Source organism: Burkholderia sp. SJZ089, assembly GCF_007828315.1.
GTDB classification, from domain to species: domain Bacteria; phylum Pseudomonadota; class Gammaproteobacteria; order Burkholderiales; family Burkholderiaceae; genus Burkholderia; species Burkholderia gladioli.
Window position 1 is genome coordinate 121,231 of sequence record NZ_VIUM01000005.1, and the last position, 19,228, is coordinate 140,458.

Genomic DNA, 19,228 nt, shown 5'->3' on the forward strand with positions numbered 1-19,228 from the left:
GCGAGTGCTCGTGGCCGATCAAGGGAGAGTGGCAATGTCGTATCTGATTTCACTCGGCGCCGGCGTGGTCGTCGGTCTGCTCTATTACTTTTCGCGCGTGCAGTCGCCCGCGCCGCCGCTGATCGCGCTGGCCGGGCTGCTCGGTATCGTGATCGGCGAACACGCGATTCCGCTGGTGCAGGCGCAATGGCAGGCCACCCAGGCAGCCACCGCGCCGGGCCCGGCCGACACGCCGGCCGGGCGTGCCGCGCAGCGGGATCGTCGGCCATGAGCGGCACCGGCTGCGGTCTCGGCGCGCGCGGCTGTGCCGCGCGGACGCTGCGCAGCGAAAACGTGCTGCTGGCCTTCGTGGCCGGCTACGTCGATACGCTCGGCTTCGTGGCCTTGTCGGGCCTGTTCGTCGCGCATGTCACCGGCAACTTCATCCTGATCGGCTCGGGCCTGGCCGGCGCCGGCAGCGGGGTGCTGGCCAAGCTGCTGGTGTTTCCGGCCTTCGTCGCCGGCATCGCCGCCGCCAGGCTGCTGGCCGGCATCACGCGCGAGGCGCCGCCGGGCCATCACGCCGCGGCGCTGTACGGCCTGCAGTGCGTGCTGCTGGCCGCGTTCCTGCTGGCGGGCCTCGCCGCCATGCCGATGGCCGGCACCGAGGCGCCGGCGGCCGTGGCTTGCGGACTGCTCGGCGCGGCCGCGATGGGGGTGCAGAACGCGCATGCCAGGCTCGCCACACGCGCGATCGCCGCCAACACCGTGATGACCGGCAATGTCACCCAGGCCGTGCTCGATCTGCTCGAGCTGCTGGCACCGACTGGCACGCCCGACGAGCGGGCCGCGGTGCGCAGGCGCCTGGCGCAGGTCATGCCGCCCGTGCTCGCCTTTGCGCTGGGCGCGGCACTCGGCGCGCTCGGCTGGCGCATGGCCGGGTTCGCGGCGCTGCTGGTGCCGCTCGCCATGCTCGGCGTGCTCGCGATCGCCGCGCGCCACGGTATGTCCGGCACCGGCGCGGGCGGCATTGCCGGCGGCCCGGGCCGATGAGGCCAGGCCGTCCCCGTTCCGGCTCTCGCCCCCCGTCGGCGGGCGAGAGCCGGGTCTTGCAGTTTTCCGTTCCCAACCTGGAGTCCCAGATGAGCTTCTCCGTCATTTCCCGTCCGATGCGCGTGCTTGCGGCGCTTGCCACGCTCGGCCTGCTGCTGCCGGCCGCCTCCAGCTTCGCCGACGAAGCGCGCTACGCCGCGCCAGCCTCGCGCACGCCGGTGGTCTCGGTCGGTCCGCAATACGACACCACGCACGTCTATGTGTCGAGCGCCGACATCGACGCGTTCGTCGACAGTTTCGTGGCGACCTTCGGCGGCAAGGCCTCGCCACGCGCCGTGTTCACGGTTACACCCACGCCGAGCAGGACCGCCTCGCAATATGTGCAGACGCCGGTGGGCATGCTGTCGGTGTTCGCCTTCGAGACGCCCGTGCCTTATCCGTTCGGCGAGGAGCGCACCGGCTACCTGGTCAGCGATATCGATCAGGCGGTGCGGGCCGCGCGCGCGGCCGGCGCCGACGTGCGGGTCGAGCCCTTCGACGACCCGATCGGCAAGGACGCGATCATCCAGTGGCCGGGCGGCCTGAACATGCAGCTCTATTGGCACACCAAGGCGCCTTCGTACGCGCCGCTCGAGCGGGTGCCGGACAACCGCGTCTATGTGTCGAAATACGAGGCAGGCAATTTCATCGGCCGCTTCCTGCGCTTCTCGCATGGCCGGATCGTCTCGGACGATCGTCGGGCCGACGGCGCCGAACTCGGCAAGCCGGGCGAATCGATTCGCCGGGTTCGGATCGAATCGGGTTTCGGCAACATGCTGGTGTTCGTGACCGACGGCAAGCTGCCCTATCCGTACGGGCACGAGACCACCGGCTACCGCGTGGCCGATCTCGACGCGACCCTGGCCCGAGCCCGCGCCGCCAAGGTCAGGCTGCTGGTGCCGCCGGCGCGCAATGCCGAGGGACGCACGGCGATGGTGGAGTTCCCCGGCGGCTACGTGGCCGAATTGCATCAATTCGACGCCGCCGCGGCGAACTGAGCGCATGCAAAGCAAGACGACCCGCCGCGCGTTGCGCGCGGCCTGCGCGCTCGCATTGCTGCCGGGCACGGCCGCGCAGGCACAGACGCCGCCTGCGGCAAGCGCCGTCGCGCAGCCGGCCTGCGCCGCGAGCCGCCCCGTGCCGGGCTTCAATCGCTGGCAGGAGAACTGGGGCGCGCTCACCGATCCCTGCCTGCCGCGCAAGCCGCTCGACGCGCTCAAGTACATCCCGCTGTCGGGCGATCCGAGCTGGTATCTCTCGCTCGGCGCGAACCTGCGAGAGCGCTTCGAATTCAACGACGCGCCCTTGTTCGGGCTCGGCAGCGGCCGCGCCGACGGCTACGTGATCCAGCGCGCGCAAGTCCATGCCGATGCGCGTTTCGGCGAGCACGTGCAGGCCTTCGTGCAACTCGAGGATGCGCGCCCATTCGGCAAGGATTCGGTGTCGCCCGTCGACAAGAACCCGCTCGACCTGGAGCAGGCCTTCGTCGCCTACGTCGGCCAGCTCGGCGCCGGCACCGTGAAGGCGCGCATCGGCCGCCAGGAGATGGCCTTCGACCTGCAGCGCTTCATCGCCGTGCGCGACGGCCCCAACGTGCGGCAGGCCTTCGATGCGCTGTGGGGCGACTACGAGATCGGCCAGTGGCGCTTCATCGGCTATCTCACGCGGCCGGTGCAGTATCGCGATCTCGACAGCTTCGACGACACCTCGAACCGCCACCTGAAGTTCAGCGGCCTGCGCGTCGAGCGCAGCAGCTTCGGCCCCGGCGACCTGTCGGCCTACTGGTCGCGCTACGAGCGCGACGACGCGCGCTTTATCGATGCCGCCGGCAACGAGCGGCGCGACGTGTTCGACCTGCGTTACGCCGGCAAGCGCGCGCCGTTCGACTGGGACGTGGAAGCGATGGGGCAGACCGGGCACGTGGGCGCGGCCAGCATCGGCGCCTGGGCCTTCGGCATGCTCGGCGGCTATAGCTTCGCCTCGCTGCCCGGCACGCCGCGCCTCGGCCTGCAGGTGGACGGCGCCTCCGGCGACAGCCATCCCGGCAACGGCCACGTCGGCACCTTCAACCCGCTGTTCCCGAACGGCTATTACTTCACGCTGGCCGGCTACACGGGCTACAGCAACCTGATCCACGTGAAGCCTTCGCTGACGTTCAAGCTCGCGCCGACACTCACGCTGATGACGGCGCTCGGCTTCCAGTGGCGCGAGACCGCGGCCGATGCCGTCTACGGCCAGGGCATGGCGGTGGTGCCGGGCACGGCGGGCCACGGCAGCCGCTGGACCGGCATGTATGCGCAGCTGCGCGCCGACTGGCTGGTCAGCGATAACGTGGCGCTCGCGCTGGAAGCCGTGCATTTCAACGTCGGGGATTCGCTGCGAGCGCTGGGCGCGCGCAACGCGGACTATGTCGGTATGGAGGCGAAGTTCGGCTGGTAACGGGCCAGGCGCGCCGCCGAGCGCCTTCGATGCAGTCGATGTCGACCGGCTCGATGTCGAGACAGGGAAGCGGGGAGGCGGGTGGTTCGAAAAAAACGCAGTTGAATTTCGCGTAATACAGGTTTTTTCGATACCACCCGCTCGCTATGCTGGCGTCATCTTCAAGCCGCTCAAGGAGGCAGCAAGATGAAATGTCCCGTCTGCAAGACCCCGGATCTGTTGATCGCCGAGCGCCGCACCATCGAGATCGATTACTGCCCGACCTGTCGCGGCGTGTGGCTCGATCGCGGCGAGCTCGACAAGCTGATCGCGCTCGATGCGCGGGAGGCCGGCATGCCCGCGCCGTCGAGCGCGCGCGGATACGAGGACCGCGAGCGCGAACGATCGCGCGAGGCGAGCCATGAAGGCCATCCTTATCGACGCGACGAGCATCGCGCCGGGCACCAACAGGGCTATCGCAAGAAACGCTCGCTGTTCGACATGTTCGACTTCGACTGAGCGCGAAGGCCGCCGGCATCGCGCCGGCGGCGTGTTCGCGCCCCGGCTCAGATCTGTGCCGGGATCGTGATGCTGCTCGGGCAGGACAGCGTCGTGCCGCTATCCGGGACCTGCACCACCTGGCCGTTCGAGCCGGTCGTGGTCGCTGCGGTGCTGTGGCTGCCCAGCTGCAATTCGCCGTTGGTCACCGAGAAGGCCTTGCCGCCGCTGATCTGGCTATTGGTGATGCGGATCCCGGTGTCCCCCGATTTCGGTACGCCCATCAGGCTGTTCGAGAGCCCGACGATGGCGCCTTGCTGCTTGGTGGCGGTGGCGATCACGTTGTCGATGTCGACGTTGGCGATGATCGGCAAGGCGCCGCCGGTGCCCGAGGCATAGGCGTAGGTGAACAGGAAGGGCTGCTGGACATTGCGCATGCAGGTGTTTCGATAGGTCACGCCGGTGGTGGCGCCGCTGTCCTTGGCGGTCTGGTCGGTCTTGATCCGGTAGCCGTAGTCGGTGCCGCTGAACTGCACCGTGTCGACCGTGACCTGCGAGACGCCGGGATTGGCGAGCGTGGTGCCGGCCGCTTCCTGCCCGCCGATCGAGATGCCATGACCGCCGCCCACCACGCAGTGGCCGATGTCGACGGTCGAGGTCGGCGCACCGCCCGCATTGGACTTGATGGCGATATCGTCGTCTCCGGTGTCGAGCAGGCAGTTCCGGATGGTCGCGGTCTGGGTGCCGATGATGTCGATCGCGTCGGTGTTCGGCGCGAGATCGTCGCCGCTGGCATTACGGTTCGGGTTCGCGTAGATCCACACGCCGTCGATCGTGACGTTCTTCGAGCCCGATTCGATCACCAGCTGTTCCTTCGGTGAATTGCGGATGATCAGCGCGTTACCGGTGGCATTGGACGAACTCGGGAAGGCCACGATCGATTGCGGTTTACCGGCATCGGTGAAGTTCGAGCCGATCTGCAGGTTCGAGCCGGTGATGGCGATCAGCTTGGGCCGGGCCGTGTTGTTCTGTCCGACCGCCGCGGGCCAGTAGTCCTGTCCGTCACCGTCGATCGCGCCGGTGCCGGTGATGGTCAGGTTGCTCAGGCTGCTGCCGGTCAGCATCGCGCCGCCCGACGGCTGCGCCGGCGATCCTTTCAGCGTGAAGCCCTTCTCCAGCTTGAGCACGATATTGCTGGCGAGGTTCACGCTGGTGATGACCGCCGTCGAGATGCCGTTGTTGCTGCCGAGATCGACCAGGCCCGGACTGCTGCTGGTGCCGCTGGCGGCGCACTGCTGGATGGCGTTCTGCAGATTGGTGGTGTTGGTGCTGGCTGAACCGCTCCACTGCGGCGTGCAGGTGGCCGCTTGCGCGGATGCCTGCCCGACGAGCGCGGCGAAGACGGAGAGCGCCCATGCCGCGCGCATGCTGATTTTCCCTTTCATCGGGTTGTTCCTTGTTTTCGAATGGAGGAGGGGGGAAATCAGGTTCTCCCGGCGCGCGGCAGCCCACGGCCGATGAATCGCCGCCGCCGGTCGAACCTCGACCGGAGCCCTGCCCGGGCTCCGGGTACTGCTCGTTGCAGCCGACTTGCGCCAATCCCGGCGGATCAGCGCAGGTCGGTGATCGTGGTGTTGTAGAGCTGCCCCGCGATCTTGACGTTCTGCAACGTGATGCCGTTCACGTTCCAGGCGTAGATCGGCCCCGGCGCGGAGGCGCTGGCGGGCCCGACTGCGCCGGGCGAGCCGAAATCGCAGTTCGAGATCGTCACGCCGCTGATGGCGGGAATCGCCGGGATGGGGGCCGGGCCGTTGTAGTCAAAGGCCACCGGGCCCTGCGCGACGATCGCCTGGAAACAGGATCCGGTGCTGCCGCCGAGCGTGACGTTGCTGGCCTTCACATTGCTGATGTTGACGTTCTGCACCTGCGCCGGGCGCGTGCGAATCGCGTCGCCGGCCGGCTGGTAGTCGCAGTCGAAGGTGATCAGCCCGCCCTGCGAGGCGGACGGGTTACCCGCGGTGGCGGTGACCACGCCCAGCGGGACCGTGCCGTTGATCGGACTACCGGCCAGCAGCTTGCTGCCGTAACCGCCGCCCGTCAGGCTCACGCCGTTGGGCAGACTCACGCCGTCGACGTAGAAGTTGCGCACGAAGCCACCGCGATTCATGTTGGTCTTGATACGGATCGCGATGTTCAGCGAATTGGTCGCCCAGAACTGGTTCAGCATCGTCAGGTTGCGCGCATAGATGTTCTCCACGCCGCCGCCCATCTCGCTGCCTAGCGTGATGCCGCCGTGACCGCTGTTCATGGTGCAGTTCTGCACCACGTGGTTCTGCGCGGGGCCGTACCCGGTGTCGAGATCCTTGCCCGACTTGATGGCGATGCAGTCGTCGCCGGTGTTGAACACCATGCCGTCGCACAGCACGTTGCGGCAGGCGTCGGGATCGAAACCGTCGTTGTTGGGGCCGATGCTGTCGGCCATCACGCCGCGGATCACCACGTTCGTGCAGTCGGTCGGGTGGTGCTGCCAGAACGGTGTGTTCTGCGTGTGGTAGTCCTCCATCAGCACGTTGGTGCAGCCGATGAATTCCACCATGCAGGGCCGCAGGTAATGGCCCAGGCCGAAGATCCGCTGCGCCACCGGCACGCCCGCCTCCGACAGCGCCGGCAGGTAGTTCTGGTCCTGTTGCCAGGGCGTGGCGGGGTTGGTCAGCAGTGCGTAGAGCGCCGCGGCGATGCCGGGCGCCGCCGTCTTCAGGTCGACGTTGTTCGGGTTCGCGTAGGCCTGCGACGGTGTCGAGGAATTCGCGCAGCCATATGCACCGCTGCTGCCTTTCCAGGTCCACCAGCAGGTGGCCGTGTTGCCCGCGCCCGCGAACGGCGTCATCGCCTGGCCGTTCAGGATCGAGGTCGGGCCTTCGCCGCTCAGCGCGATGTTGCTGGCGTTGCGCGCGTAGACCGGCGAGCCGAAGTTCAGGCAGTCGTTGGCCTGCCAGCGGCTGTAGAACAGCTTGCCGTTCGCGCCGCAGTCGACGGGGCCGTCCTTGGCGTAGTCAGCCGGGTTCGGGCTGAAGAAGATCGTGCAGTTGGCGCTCAGATGGAAGTTGACATTGCTTTGCAGGACGATCGGCCCCGCGCAGTACCAGTCGCCCGCCGGCACCACCACGCGGCCGCCGCCGGCCGCCGCGCAGGCGCTGATCGCCGCCAGGAAGGCGGGCCGCGAATCAAAGGCACCGGCACCCTGGGTCGCGCCGGCGCCTGGGCTGACCGGCGATTTGCCTGCATCGGTGTAGGGGCTGGTTTGGGTGACCACGGAGCAGGGCTGCGCGCCATAGGCCTCGACTTCGAAATCGACGGCCCGGAAGGCCGCCTGCCTGATGCCGTCGAGCGAAGCGATGATGTTGGTGGCCGCGCCGTCCGGCCCCCAGATCGGATCGGCCGGCATGGCGGTGCCACCGGGCGAGGAAGACCCGGGCGACGGCGGCGTATCGGTGCCGCCCCCGCAGGCGCCGAGCAAGGCGCTGCCCATCAGTGCGCCGCCGTAGCCGAGGAAATGTCGCCTGGTGAGCATGAATCGGGGGGGCTGCTCGCGGTCGTCGTGCGTCGCGTCGAAGTCGGGTGCCGTCACTGCTGTCTCCGTTCTGGTCGTGTGGTCTTGTTGATGAAAAGGGCGAGCTGATATCCGTTGTCATACGATGACACGACAATGGTATGTCGAAGACGTTGAATTTCACGTACGTGTCTACCCTACGAAGAAGCACTGAGGCATAAGGGAATCACCCCGATTTTTACGGATATTTATCGATTCCCCCCATTGAGCAATGGACATCTCGGACCTATCACCAGACTTGAGGATTGTTCATTGATTTCATCTATTTGAAATATGATGTCTGATGTCTAAATGATGATTGAACTGGATGGAAGGGGGTGGCTCGCCAGCCTGCTAGGCAGGCCATCCACCGTGGTCGGACGACGTCGGCTCATGGCGAAGACAGCAGACCACCGGGGCTGGCTTGTCGTGCGGCATGCGGGGAAGCACCGTGATCGACGGCGCTCGGGGAGCGTCGGCGCCCTCTGGGCCGTGTTTCGCTTCAGCGATACGCCAAGGGAAAACCACGACATGGCGGCCCTGACATCGCCCGGGAAGGAGGCATGCTGACGCCCCCCGCCGCCAGCATCGCGCTCGATCACCGTCTCGGCGGGAGATCCGACGATCCCGTCCGCCCCGTCGGTTTCATGTCGTCACGATTCGGCGTGGATGAGCCAATCGTCTGTGGAGTCGCCGGGCCGCTCCGGGCGTTTCGACCGGGGAGCCGCATGACGTTCGCCGTGCCGACGCCAGCCGCCCGATATCTCAAACCTTGCCGAAAGAACAGTTGAGCGGTCAGCCGCGCAAGGCTGCGGCCGACGAATCCACGATGACGACGCGCGACAAGAATGTCGACGGATGGAGGGGGACGCTGGTCATCAGCAGCGACGGCGAACGACCGGGCTTCGACATGAGCGGGGCGGTCCGGCCAGCGGCCTTGATATGCGCGGCGCGGTTCACCCTAGGCGGGACCGCATGGCCTGCGATCCCGTTCGCCCATTCCCTCGACGCGCCTCGCGATCAGCGATGCTCCTGCCGCTCGTGCTCTTGCGGATGCGGCGCCGCGTGCTGCTGCGACTGATGTTGCGCGTGCTCGGCCGGCCGAGGCTGCGCAGCCGGGCGCGGCGCCTCGTGCTGCTGCGGCGGCGCATGCACCTCGCGCTGCTGCAAGGCCTCGCGTGCCTGGGGCGGCGCCTCGTGCTGCTGGCGGGGGGCCTCGGCCGGCTCGTTGCGCGGCGTCTCGGGCTCGCGGCGCGGCTCGGCCTGCTGGTGCATCTGCATGCCGGGCATCTCGCGCATCTCGCCGTTCGCCGGGTTCGCGCCGTGCATCGCGTTCACGTTGGCGGGCGGATGCGGGACGTTTTCCGGCGCGCGGCCCTCGGCGGGCGGATGGGCGACGCCCTGGGCCGCCTCGTTGCGCTCGACACGCCGCGCCTCACCCGGATGCGGCTCGCCCGGGCCGGCATGCGCGGCCATCTCGTTCGGACGGTTCGCGTCGGGATGCGGCGCGGGCCGTTCGCCCGGCCGCGTATCGTTGGCGCCGAAATGCGGCATCGACATCGCCGACGGACCGGGATGCGGCGCCCCCGGGCGCTCGCGCATCTGCTGCTCGCGCGCGGCCTGCTGTTCTCGCATCTGCTGCGCGGCGGCCACGCCGGCCGGCGGCGCGCCGCGATTGACCAGGTTGCCGACGTTGTTGGTGGTGTTGCCGTAGTTGTTGGTGACGTTGTTCGTGATCCGCGTGTTGTGGATGTTGTTGATCACGGTGGTCGACTTCGAGATGTAGGTGGTGTGGTTGTACACCACCGCCGGCCGTTCCCGGTTGCCCCAGGCCGGGCCGCCCGGATGCGGCGCGCCCCAGTTCACGCCCCACGAATGCCAGCCCCAGTCGTGATGGCTGAACAGCGCCCCCACGGCGATCCCCACCCCGAACGACAGCACGCCCGCGGTGACTACCGCGCCGGTGTCGTAGCTCGGCCGGTAGGTGTAACCGGGGTAGACCTCCGGCTCGCCGTAAACCACTGCCGGGTTGTAGGCCGGCACATAGACGGTATCGGGCTGGGCCGGCTCGATCACGATGGTCTGGGGCGGCGGCGGCACGATCGGCGGCCCCTCGTAGATCGCCGGGCCGCTTTGCGCCGGCGTGTAGGACGGCGGCGGCGCGGCCTGCGCCACCTGGGTGACGTGCAGCTGGCTGCCCGAACTCAGGTGCCCGGCCTTCTGCGCACGCTGGCGCATCACCTGGATCGCGTTCAGCACGTCGTTCGGATCGTGGTAGTAGGCCTGGCCGAGCGCGGTGGTCCATTCGATGTTCGAGGCCATCTGCGAGAGCACCGCCGGGAAGGCCGTGAGCGCCTTGACCGAAGGGTCCCAGGGCTGCGCGTCGGCGGCGGCCGTCAGGTCGGCGCCCTTGAGCGTCGGATTCTGGCCGAGCCAGGTATTGGCGGCGGTGATCTGGTCGGGGTAGGTGGCGCCGGCCAGGACCAGCGCCACCAGCTTGTCCGGGAACAGCGCGATCGGCGCCACCATCTGGTAGAGCTGGTCGGCGCTCGGCGGCGTGTAGGCGGCCGGGGCGGGCTGCGCGTCGGACGCGGCCGGCGCGCTCGCGGCGCTGGCCGCGGCGGCCGGCGGCGTGTCATCGCTCTTCCGGTTGCAGGCGGCGAGGCCGAGCAGGGCGATCACGAGCGTGGACGCGACGATCGCGCGAGCGGGGTGGTGACGAGGCGGCAGGGTGTCTTTCATGATCTTGTGCTTGTCGTTCATCGGAGTGAGCCCGGGCTTGCGGCGGTGGTATTGCCGGGTGGCGGCCGTCTCGACCTGACGGAAACGAAAGCCTGGCGCGGCGGCCACACCGAGCATAACGATCCTCCGCGAAGCTTCGTGCACGAGATGCGGCGCGCTTTATGTAACAGTCTGTGCGTCCCTTGCGTGACGCGGGCTCCAGCCCTCGGCGGCCGGCTTCCTGCCGATCGGCGAATCCTTTCAATCCGCTGGCGAGCCGCTTCGCCGAAATGAAAATGAAGGACTCGCACGAAGCGTCGGCGGTGCTTTTGCGCCTGATCCTCATCGTGAGACGAACGGGCATCTTGTTGAGCTTGCCCGGCATTCAAGCGCGACAGCCCGGCAACTACAGTGTGCTCATGCGATCGCCAAGTCCGACGCATCCCGGCAACCCGGCGGCATCGATCCAGCATGTCGAGCCGACAAGGTTGTACGCACACCTAATTTGCCAGATGGAGAAGATCATGAAGAAGCGCTTTATCTCCGTGCTTGTCGCCGCCACCACCCTCGTCGCGGCATTCGCCGCCGGCACCGCCAACGCCCAGGCCGGCACGCTGACGCGCGCCCAGGTACGCGCCGAGATCGTGCAGCTGCGCGAGGCCGGCTACAACGTGGGCCGCGGCGAGGACAGCAGCTATCCGACGCAACTGCAGGCCGCGGAGCAACGCCTCGCTGCCAACCGGCAAGGCGAGGGCGCGGCGGGCTACGGTGCCAACCCGGCCGCGCGCTCGGAAGCCGGCGGCGCGAATCGCGGCATCGCCGCGGACGAGAACAGCGGCCCGAAGCCGGTCTACTTTGGCAGCTGATCCGGGACGGGGGCGCGGCATGGTGGATGCCCGCGCTCCTCGAGACTTTCCTCGCCGTGGTTCGAAACGTACATGAATGCCTATATCCATTTCCTGAAGGTCACCAGCCGCGCCGACCGTTTCGGCGTCAACCTGGTCCGCATCTCAATCGCCATCGTGTTTCTCTGGATCGGCGTGCTGAAGTTCGTGCCTTACGAGGCCGACAGCATCACGCCGCTGGTGGCGCAGAGCCCCGTGATGGAATTCTTCTACAAGCATCCCGAGGATTACGCCCGGCACATGACGAAGGAAGGGCAACGGGTGCCCGAGCAACGGGCCTGGCAGCGGGACAACAACACCTATGCCTTTTCGCGCGGCCTGGGAACGCTCGAGATCCTGATCGGCCTGCTGGTGCTGTCGAACGTCGCCTCGCGCAAGCTGGGCCTGCTCGGCGGCCTGCTGTCGTTTCTCACGCCCTTCGTCACGCTGTCGTTCCTGGCGAGCACGCCGGAAACCTGGGTGCCGGCGCTGGGCGACGCGCAGCACGGCTTTCCCTTCCTCTCCGAGCACGGCCGCCTGATCATCAAGGACACCGTGATCCTGGCGGCCTCGGTGCTGGTCATGGCGGACTCGGCGAAACGGCTGCTCGCCGAGCGCGAGAGCCGATGCGAGGTAGGCGGCTGCGGACAATCCCGGGCACGGGCCGTGCGCTGAGAAGCGGGCGGGGACACCGCCGGCGAACGCTCGGCGCCGTGTCCCCGCCCGGTGCCAGGCCATTCTTGTACGCATCTCGGCCCCACCGAGGCCGGCAAGCCGGTAATATGCGTGCAAAATGGCGCTTCGGGCCCATTCGGGCGCCCGTAAAAAGGGGCGCGGTGCCGGTATCCGGCACGGGCCCGAGGTAATCGAGATCGTGGCACAAAAAGAACTGATGAAAAAAGGAAAGACAAAACTGACCCGACAGGACGCCGAGCGTCTCTTTTCGGGCTTACCCGGTGGCAGCATCAGCACGAGCGCGTCGAGCCGGCCGGTGAATCCCTTCGAAGGCAGCGGATTCGAGACCATCGAGCGCGCCGCCGACGAAAGCCGGCTCTGGAAGGACAACCTGGTTACCCTGCCGATGGCGGTGGAACTGCCGTCCGGCTACGAGTCGGCGGCCCGCCTGCGCGAGGCGATGGCGCGCGCCTGGCGCGTGAAGCTGGTGCGCGAAGGCGGCCACGAGATCGTCGTCGAGTTCCCGGAAGGCTGGAAGGCGATTCGTCCGGCCAGCGGCCCGATCGAGCTGCGCGACCCCGCGAACACGGTTCGCGCCGTCTACGGCTGGGCCGAGGACGCGGAACTGCGGATCCTGCCGCGCTACCAGGTCGAATCGCAGACGAACAGCTCGAGCGGTCTCGGCAGCCTGCTGATCCGCGATCGCGCGAGCGGCAAGATCCTCGAACGCTCGGAGATCTGGTCATCGCTGATCGGCTCCCGCCACCCCGAATGGAGCCGCCTGACGGGCTGGCTCAACGAGCGTTACCCGCAGCACCGCGATCCGCTGCGGTACTGGGAAGATTGCGAAACCAACCTCGGTCACTGACACGGGCACGCAATCCGGCCGTGCCATGGCCCGCGCCCTCGCGCCGTCCTCGCCTGAGTCTCCCGCAGCGCCTTCCCGCCAGCCCTGATCCTTGACTCGCGGCCGCGCCGATAACTTCGCGCGCGGCCCGCCGGGCATTTTCCGAACCGATTCCGGCGGCCATTCCCCGGCCGCAGCCTAGCCATTTCCGCGATCGGTCCGACTTAGACGCGGCGTCCAAGATTCATGCCTTGTTTCGACATGGCAAATCTGAAAATATCGATTCGGAAACAATTTCCAGCTGGAAATCAAAAACGCATCGAATCGAATCCGCCGCTTGCCGCCGATATCGGCAATGGCGGTTTCGATCGAATTCCCATCCCAATCCTTCCCGTAGCGCCTGAATTCCAGATTTTGCGTCATTAGCGGTAAACAGGATTTTCAGGCCGGTATCCTCGAAAGGTGGCAGCCATGTCAATCAATGATTCTCCCTCGCTTCATCCCGCCCATTCGGCGAACCACGAAAGCTCGCCGGCACGCAGGACGCTGCTGAAGTCGCTGGTGGCCGGCGGCGCGGCGATCGCGTTCGGCGCCCGGGCCCATGCCGCCGCGGCTTCGCACATCGCCAGCATTCCCGGCATCGTCGATCGCGAGGGGCTTTATCAGGTGCGTTTCTCGCAAAAGCATCTCTGGCCGGAAAACGAGGGCGCGCCGTCGGACACGCTGCAACTCGAGATTTTTGAAAAAATGAAGAACATCGCGAGCACCGTCACGATCGGCTGCATGCTGCCGATCAGCGACATCACGCCGGCCGGCATGCCATGCCCGACCGTCCAGTAGGCCGCGCTCAGGTAGACGCCGTGCAGCAGCGCACCGGCCAGCAGGTGGCTCGCCAACTGCCGGCCACCTGGCCAGCGCTCGCGGGCCGCCAGCGCCAGCGCGCCGAGCAGGCCCGCGCTCAGCAGCATGCGCACCAGCAGGAACAGGTCCGTCGAGGCATGCGGCACCACCGCTTTCGCGACGACGAGCCCCGTGGACCAGATGAGCACGAAGAACAACGTTGCCAGGCTTGAAAACATCTCGAATACGCTCCGATGGACAGGTTCGAACGTCTTGTCGGAGGGAGGTTTTCAGATTTGCCGTGGCGGGACAAGGCAGCAAGCTTGGAGGCTGCGTCCAGGCGGGAGAGGGGACTGCAGTCGACGTCGACGTGTCACGCGGGCCGGCCCGGGCCCATCTTCCAATGGAACCGCGCATTAGCGGCGCCGCTCGAAGTCCGGCGGATTCGCCGCCAGCGTCGAGTTCGCCCGGGAGGCGTCGCTACGCTCGACGGCGGGACGATTCGCTCAGTATCCTGACACGGCTGCTTTGCACGAGAGCCGTTGCGCGAAGAATGCCAGGGTCTCGTCGCGTGCGGCTAGCCCTCCCGATCCACGAAGTGGATCGACACGACATCGTGGGGCGTTCCGACCGCTTCCGCGTAGAACCGAGGCACATCGCGATTCGCGGCGATGTCCCGGAGGCCACGCGCGACGAGTCGCTCTCCCAGCGCTTCGCGATAAGCCTCAAAGCGTTGCGCTTTGCAGAATCGTTCGCCTTCGAAACGCTGGGCCAGCGCACCGAGATCCTCATCACGGAGCCGAGCCCGGACGATCCCAACTCGCCGGGTACGATCTGCAGACCGGCGTCGTCATCGAGCGGTAGCGCTGGTTGAGCAAGCACTGGCGCGAGCATCATCGAGAGCGCAAAATTTCCTGTAAAGCACATGCCGATCGTGCCTACCCCAGGGCCGCCGCACTGTTCGCGTGCGAGCCGCCGGCGCCGAAGGCACGGAATTCCACGCTAATGCACGGCGTCTTCATGACGGCTTGGCCGATCTCCAGATCGGACGGCTCGCCGTCACGCCCATACAGTGAAGACGGTAGACCGTGAATCCAGCGTCGCGCACCCAGCGGGCGAAACGTGCCACGTGTGGCCGGGGAATCGACGGCCGTGGTAGAGCGCTTTGGTTTCATCACGCCATCTTCCGCGAGCACACGTGCCGATGTGACAGCGCCATCGTTCTGTATTGCTGCCTACGGGTTTCTTGTTTCTCAACGCCTCATTCAAGGCGGCAGTAAAAAACTCCGCGATCTGCGACCCATTTGCCTTACCTTCGGATTACGTGCCACGCGGGTCCCCAGCGCGCGCAGCGTCACGTGGCTGATTCCATCACCACGCTGCGCTGGCGTATCGCTGCATACATCGCGCGTCGACTCCTGCGATGTCCGTTTTGTTCAGCGTTCGAGAGTGATTTACTGACACTGGAAGATTAGACCACTACATCCCCCCATTCGCGCCAAACAGCGAGCAATGTGGCGACGACGATAGGGCCCAGGAAGAAGCCTACGAAGCCGAATGCCGTAATGCCGCCGAGAATGCTGAAGACCGCGAGCAGGAATGGCATTCGCGTGCCCCCACTGATCAACAGTGGCCTGACGAGGTTGTCAATCCCGCTGATGGCGAGCGTGCCCCATGCCAGCAGGCCGACTCCAGCCCATAGCCGGCCGTCGAGCAGCAAGGCAAGGCCGACCGGTACCCACACGAAAGGTGTACCGAAGGGAAACAATGCAGCCAACGCGGTCAGTACCGAAAGCAGGAGCGGAGCCTCGACACCTGCCGCCCAATAGCCGATGCCGGCGGCCGTGCCCTGGGCGGTCGCCGTCAGCACGACCCCATAGGCGACAGCGCGGCATACCTCGCCGATGGAAGCGAGATAAACGTCGAATCGCTTGCCCAGTAAGGGTTCGAAAACGAGGCGAAGCTGGTCGAGCACGGTTCGTCCGTCCCGGTAGACGAAGAAGAGCGTCAGTACGGCAAAGCCGAACTTCAGGGCATTGCGTCCTGCGTTCGCGGCGAGTTGCGCGGCAGCCCCCATTGCATGGTTGCCCCATTGCGCGAGCAGTGCGCGAGATTCCCGGGCATCACGCCCGATATCGTCGGCTGCGGCCTGCAGCCAGACTCCCAACCACGGAACCGAGCTGGCCAGGCGAGGTAGCGTGTGGTGTTGGTCCGAAAACCATGCTGCCATTCGATGCGCGAACTCGACACTTTCCCGGCTGAGCGGCAAGGCAAGCAACAGTATCGGCACGACCAGCACCACCGTGACGAGCGAGGTCGTCAGCAGGGCCGAGATCGATCGCCGATGGTTGGTCAGCGACTGCATGCGCTGGTGGACGGGCCACGAGACGTACGCGATGATCAGCGCCCACGTCATTGAGACCAGAAACGGCCGCAGCACCAGGATGCCGAGCGAAAGGAGCATCGCCAGCAGAAGCGCGAGCACTGCCTGCTTCTTCGTGCCGGGCGTCATGCCTGCCCCGATCTTTCATCGCGCCATGCTGCCCGTGTGGCTGAAGCGCGTCGCGATGCGCGAATCGCGGCATGACGCACGAAATATTTCTCCAATTCGACCAGCAGGAATATCACCAGGGAAGCAGCCAATGAAACGGCCAACTCGAGCGGCGTGAGCGGCGAGGTCCCAAGCAGGGTATTCAGCGGCGGAGAATAGATCGCTGCCATTTGGAGCGCCAGCGTCAGCAATACTGAACCCAGCAGCGGCGAGTTGGAGCGCAGTCCCTGCGTCAGCAGCGAGCGTCGCTCCGAGCGGATCGCGAGCACGTAGCCCATCTGGGAAAATGCGAGCACCGAGAACGTCATGGTCTGCCATGCAGCGTGATTGCTGCTCAGGGCCCAGGCCTGCACGGCAAGCACGACGAGCGCCATGGCAAGGCCCGCCCACAGTATGTGTTGCCACATGCCGCCCGAGAACAGGCCTTCACGCGGCGGCCGGGGAGGACGCGCCATGATCCTCGGCTCGGCCGGTTCCGCGGCGAGCGCCAGGCCCGGCAGCCCGTCCGTCAGCAGGTTGATCCACAGGATGTGGGTCGGCAGCAACGGCAGGGGTAGCCCGAGGACAGGGGCGGCCATGATCACCCAGAGTTCGGCCGCATTGCCGCTCAGGCCGTAGCGAATGAATTTGCGGATGTTGTCGAAGATGCGCCGGCCTTCCTCGACCGCGGCGACGATGGTCGCGAAGTTGTCGTCAAGGAGGACCAGGCTCGACGCCTCGCGCGCGACATCGGTGCCCGCCTGTCCCATGGCCACGCCGATATTGGCGCGCGCGAGCGCGGGCGCGTCGTTGACGCCGTCGCCTGTCATTGCCACGTAGTGGCCATGGGCCTGGATCGCTTCGACAATGCGGATCTTTTGTGCGGGATCCAGCCGCGCGAAGACTTTGACATGCTCGATGCATGCGGCAAGGTCGGCCTCGGACAGCGCCGCGAGCTCGCGTCCGCTCATCACCCGGTCGCCGTCCCCGAGCATGCCGAGTCGCCCGGCGATCGCCCGCGCGGTGGCGGGGTGGTCGCCGGTGATCATGACCGGGGTGATGCCGGCTGATCGGCAGGTCGCGACCGCGTCGTGCGCACCGGGGCGAATCGGGTCGAGCATGCCCACCAGACCGAGCAGCGTGAGACCGGTCTCGACCCGGTCCGACAGGCACTCGGGCGCGGGCAGCGCCGGCCACGTGCGCTGCGCGATCGCGAGCACCCGCAGCCCATCTTCGGCCATGGCGCCCGCCACGGCAAGCAGTGCCTCGCGCTCGAAGCGGGCAGCCTGGTCCGCCCGGTCATGGTTGCCGCCGGCCATCGTGGTACAGCGCTCGATGATGGCCTCCGGCGCGCCTTTCGAGTAAGCGACGAAGCCGCCTGCCGCGCGATGGAAGGTCGTCATTCGCTTGCGATCCGAATCGAACGCGAACTCCATGCAGCGCGGCATCGTCTTTTCGAGCCGGCGCCTGTCATGCCCCGCGGCCTCCGCGGCCCGGTACAGGGCCACTTCGGTCGGGTCGCCCATCGGTCTGCCTTGCACGTCGTATTCGACGTCATTGCACAATGCCGCGGCCTCGAACAAGCTTGCGGCGCTACCGCACTGCGCGGCCGATGCCACGTCCATCCGGCCTTCGCCGCAGGGATAGAGCTCGACCACCCGCATCTCGTTGAGCGTGAGCGTGCCCGTCTTGTCGGTACATATGTAGCTGACGGAACCCAGCGTCTCGACCGCCGCGAGCTTGCGAACGAGCGCATTGCGCCGTGCGAGCTTGCGAACACCCATCGCGAGCATGACCGTTACCACGGCCGGCAGCGCCTCGGGAATCACCGCGACGGCGAGACTCGTCGAGGTGAGCAGCATCAACATGACTGCGTTGCCGCGCAGCACACCCGAGACGAAGATGCCGGCGCACACTATCAGGATCAGCACGGTAAGCTGACGGCCGAACCGCTTGAGGCGCGCTTGCAGCGGTGTGGGCGTCGGGGGCACGTTCTCGAGCAGTGCCGCGATGTGTCCGAGGCGGGTGTCCATGCCGGTGGCAACCACCATGCCGCGGCCGCGGCCGTAGGCGACCATCGTGCCCTTGAAGGCCATATTGGTTTGGTCGGCGAACGGCAGCGCCGCGTCGTCGAGCGGGGCGACGCGTTTTTCGACCGGGGCTGCCTCGCCCGTCAGGGTGGCTTCGTTCACCCTCAATCGAATGGCATCGATCAAGCGCATGTCGGCGGGCACCTCGCCGCCGGCCTCCAACAACACGATGTCGCCCGGAACGAGCGTTGCCGAGGGCACCGTCGAACGCCGGCCCCCGCGGATGACCGAGACGTCGTGCGCGGCGAGCCGCTTGAGTTCGGCCATCGCCCGTTCCGCACGGACCTCCTGGCTGAAGCCGATTGCCGCGTTCAGCAGTACGATCGCGAGGATCACGAGGGAATCCTTGAGATCGCCCAGGATGCCGGACAGAAGCGCGGTGGCCATCAGCACGAGAATCATGGCATCCCGGAACTGCACGCCGATCATGCCGGCGATACCGCGCTGCCGGAGTTCCGCGATCAGGTTGGGGCCGTGCTGTTTCAGCCGACGCGAGGCTTCGGCGTTGTCGAGACCGTTCTCCGTATTCGACGCGAGGTGCCGCGCGAGCGCCTCGACGCTGCGCGCATGCCAGGTCTCGATCAGAGGAATGTCAGTCATCGCAAGGCTGCCGGCATGGCTGCATGGTGCCGCGGCGGTCGGGGTCGTCCCAATGGAAGCGAACGTCGATGCCGCCGCGCGCGGGAACCACCACCTGCCTGGACTGGCTGATGTGCCGTTCGCGAGCCGTTATCCGATAAGGTCCCTTGGGCAGACGTACGAACAGGAAGGGGCCGGTGGTGTGCACACCGAGAACCTCATGGCTGCCGGACGAGATTCGGACGTCGATGTCCGACAGATAGTGCCCGTCTGTCGATGTGAAGGTGATGCGCAGCTTGTACTTCGACGCGACTTCTCGGAACGCGCTCACCTCGTCCGCGCCGATGCCGCCGGTGACATACGTCATGCCGTCGCGCTCGACAGGTTCAGGCAGCGTTTGTGCATGGACCGAAGCGCTCGCGAGCATGCCGAAGGCCAGCGCCGCTGACAGCGCACGTACGGTTTCGACCAACATGAAGACCTCCA

At 66.8% G+C, this 19,228-nt stretch carries 18 protein-coding genes and 1 pseudogene; 10 read left to right on the forward strand and 9 right to left on the reverse strand.

Annotated features, from left to right (window positions below; translation table 11 throughout):
- Positions 1–34: 34 nt before the first annotated feature.
- The 5 genes from FB600_RS10890 (at position 35) to FB600_RS10910 (ending at position 4,008) form a co-directional block, all read left to right on the forward strand.
- Entirely contained in the window at positions 35–271 is a 237-nt protein-coding gene (locus tag FB600_RS10890; RefSeq protein WP_096748868.1) for a DUF1427 family protein, read from the forward strand.
- On the forward strand, positions 268–1,032 hold the full coding sequence (locus FB600_RS10895) for a YoaK family protein (protein ID WP_145756825.1): 765 nt from the start codon (positions 268–270) through the stop codon (positions 1,030–1,032). The genes FB600_RS10890 and FB600_RS10895 overlap by 4 nt, the downstream gene beginning before the upstream one ends.
- Positions 1,033–1,121: 89 nt before the next feature.
- Positions 1,122–2,069, forward strand: coding sequence for a VOC family protein (locus FB600_RS10900; protein WP_145756824.1), 948 nt, complete (start codon positions 1,122–1,124; stop codon positions 2,067–2,069).
- A gap of 4 nt (positions 2,070–2,073) precedes the next feature.
- The gene (locus FB600_RS10905) at positions 2,074–3,510 is read left to right on the forward strand and encodes an alginate export family protein (RefSeq protein WP_145756823.1); all 1,437 of its coding nucleotides are present in this window, start codon (positions 2,074–2,076) and stop codon (positions 3,508–3,510) included.
- Between the two features lie 186 nt (positions 3,511–3,696).
- Positions 3,697–4,008, forward strand: coding sequence for a zf-TFIIB domain-containing protein (locus tag FB600_RS10910; protein ID WP_036051461.1), 312 nt, complete (start codon positions 3,697–3,699; stop codon positions 4,006–4,008).
- A gap of 47 nt (positions 4,009–4,055) precedes the next feature.
- Here the strand turns inward: FB600_RS10910 and FB600_RS10915 are convergent, their stop codons facing one another.
- The 3 genes from FB600_RS10915 to FB600_RS10925 all read right to left on the reverse strand — a co-directional run bounded on the left by FB600_RS10915 (position 4,056) and on the right by FB600_RS10925 (position 10,318).
- On the reverse strand, positions 4,056–5,432 hold the full coding sequence (locus FB600_RS10915; RefSeq protein ID WP_096748863.1) for a glycoside hydrolase family 28 protein: 1,377 nt from the start codon (positions 5,430–5,432) through the stop codon (positions 4,056–4,058).
- A gap of 164 nt (positions 5,433–5,596) precedes the next feature.
- Positions 5,597–7,558, reverse strand: coding sequence for a glycoside hydrolase family 28 protein (locus tag FB600_RS10920; RefSeq protein ID WP_261383371.1), 1,962 nt, complete (start codon positions 7,556–7,558; stop codon positions 5,597–5,599).
- Between the two features lie 1,038 nt (positions 7,559–8,596).
- Complete coding sequence (locus tag FB600_RS10925; protein ID WP_145756821.1) at positions 8,597–10,318, reverse strand: DUF3300 domain-containing protein; 1,722 nt, start codon at positions 10,316–10,318, stop codon at positions 8,597–8,599.
- Positions 10,319–10,593: 275 nt separating this feature from the next.
- Between FB600_RS10925 and FB600_RS37710 the strand changes: the two genes are divergently transcribed.
- The 3 genes from FB600_RS37710 (at position 10,594) to FB600_RS10940 (ending at position 12,724) form a co-directional block, all read left to right on the forward strand.
- The gene (locus tag FB600_RS37710; RefSeq protein WP_261383368.1) at positions 10,594–11,163 is read left to right on the forward strand and encodes a DUF4148 domain-containing protein; all 570 of its coding nucleotides are present in this window, start codon (positions 10,594–10,596) and stop codon (positions 11,161–11,163) included.
- Positions 11,164–11,235: 72 nt separating this feature from the next.
- Positions 11,236–11,856, forward strand: coding sequence for a reactive chlorine resistance membrane protein RclC (rclC, locus tag FB600_RS10935; RefSeq protein ID WP_096748861.1), 621 nt, complete (start codon positions 11,236–11,238; stop codon positions 11,854–11,856).
- A gap of 217 nt (positions 11,857–12,073) precedes the next feature.
- Positions 12,074–12,724, forward strand: a complete 651-nt coding sequence (locus tag FB600_RS10940) for a hypothetical protein (RefSeq protein ID WP_036034522.1) — start codon at positions 12,074–12,076, stop codon at positions 12,722–12,724.
- A 223-nt stretch (positions 12,725–12,947) separates the two neighbouring features.
- Here the strand turns inward: FB600_RS10940 and FB600_RS10945 are convergent, their stop codons facing one another.
- From FB600_RS10945 to FB600_RS10950, 3 genes are read right to left on the reverse strand one after another with little or no spacing between them, the layout of a single operon-like run.
- Positions 12,948–13,181 carry a hypothetical protein gene (locus FB600_RS10945; RefSeq protein WP_145768425.1) on the reverse strand — a complete coding sequence of 78 codons (234 nt, stop codon included), beginning with the start codon at positions 13,179–13,181 and terminating at the stop codon, positions 12,948–12,950.
- Positions 13,182–13,200: 19 nt separating this feature from the next.
- Positions 13,201–13,344, reverse strand: a complete 144-nt coding sequence (locus tag FB600_RS37175) for a hypothetical protein (RefSeq protein WP_164467538.1) — start codon at positions 13,342–13,344, stop codon at positions 13,201–13,203.
- A 21-nt stretch (positions 13,345–13,365) separates the two neighbouring features.
- Positions 13,366–13,782: an EamA family transporter gene (locus FB600_RS10950; protein ID WP_124076331.1), complete on the reverse strand. Its 417-nt coding sequence runs from the start codon at positions 13,780–13,782 to the stop codon at positions 13,366–13,368.
- A 359-nt stretch (positions 13,783–14,141) separates the two neighbouring features.
- Between FB600_RS10950 and FB600_RS10955 the strand changes: the two genes are divergently transcribed.
- Together FB600_RS10955 and FB600_RS10965 are read left to right on the forward strand one after the other, a co-directional pair.
- Positions 14,142–14,417: a hypothetical protein gene (locus FB600_RS10955; protein WP_124076333.1), complete on the forward strand. Its 276-nt coding sequence runs from the start codon at positions 14,142–14,144 to the stop codon at positions 14,415–14,417.
- 344 nt (positions 14,418–14,761) lie between these two features.
- A pseudogene (locus tag FB600_RS10965) lies at positions 14,762–14,909 on the forward strand (IS701 family transposase); the annotation flags it as partial.
- A 105-nt stretch (positions 14,910–15,014) separates the two neighbouring features.
- Here the strand turns inward: FB600_RS10965 and FB600_RS10970 are convergent.
- Genes FB600_RS10970 through FB600_RS10980 form a run of 3 tightly spaced genes read right to left on the reverse strand, consistent with a single transcriptional unit; the run spans position 15,015 to position 19,217 of the window.
- Entirely contained in the window at positions 15,015–16,055 is a 1,041-nt protein-coding gene (locus FB600_RS10970; protein ID WP_046579220.1) for an AI-2E family transporter, read from the reverse strand.
- Positions 16,052–18,763 carry a cation-translocating P-type ATPase gene (locus FB600_RS10975; RefSeq protein WP_145756820.1) on the reverse strand — a complete coding sequence of 904 codons (2,712 nt, stop codon included), beginning with the start codon at positions 18,761–18,763 and terminating at the stop codon, positions 16,052–16,054. The genes FB600_RS10970 and FB600_RS10975 overlap by 4 nt, the downstream gene beginning before the upstream one ends.
- On the reverse strand, positions 18,756–19,217 hold the full coding sequence (locus tag FB600_RS10980) for a hypothetical protein (RefSeq protein WP_046579216.1): 462 nt from the start codon (positions 19,215–19,217) through the stop codon (positions 18,756–18,758). Before FB600_RS10980 ends, FB600_RS10975 begins: the two co-directional genes overlap by 8 nt.
- Positions 19,218–19,228 lie beyond the last annotated feature (11 nt).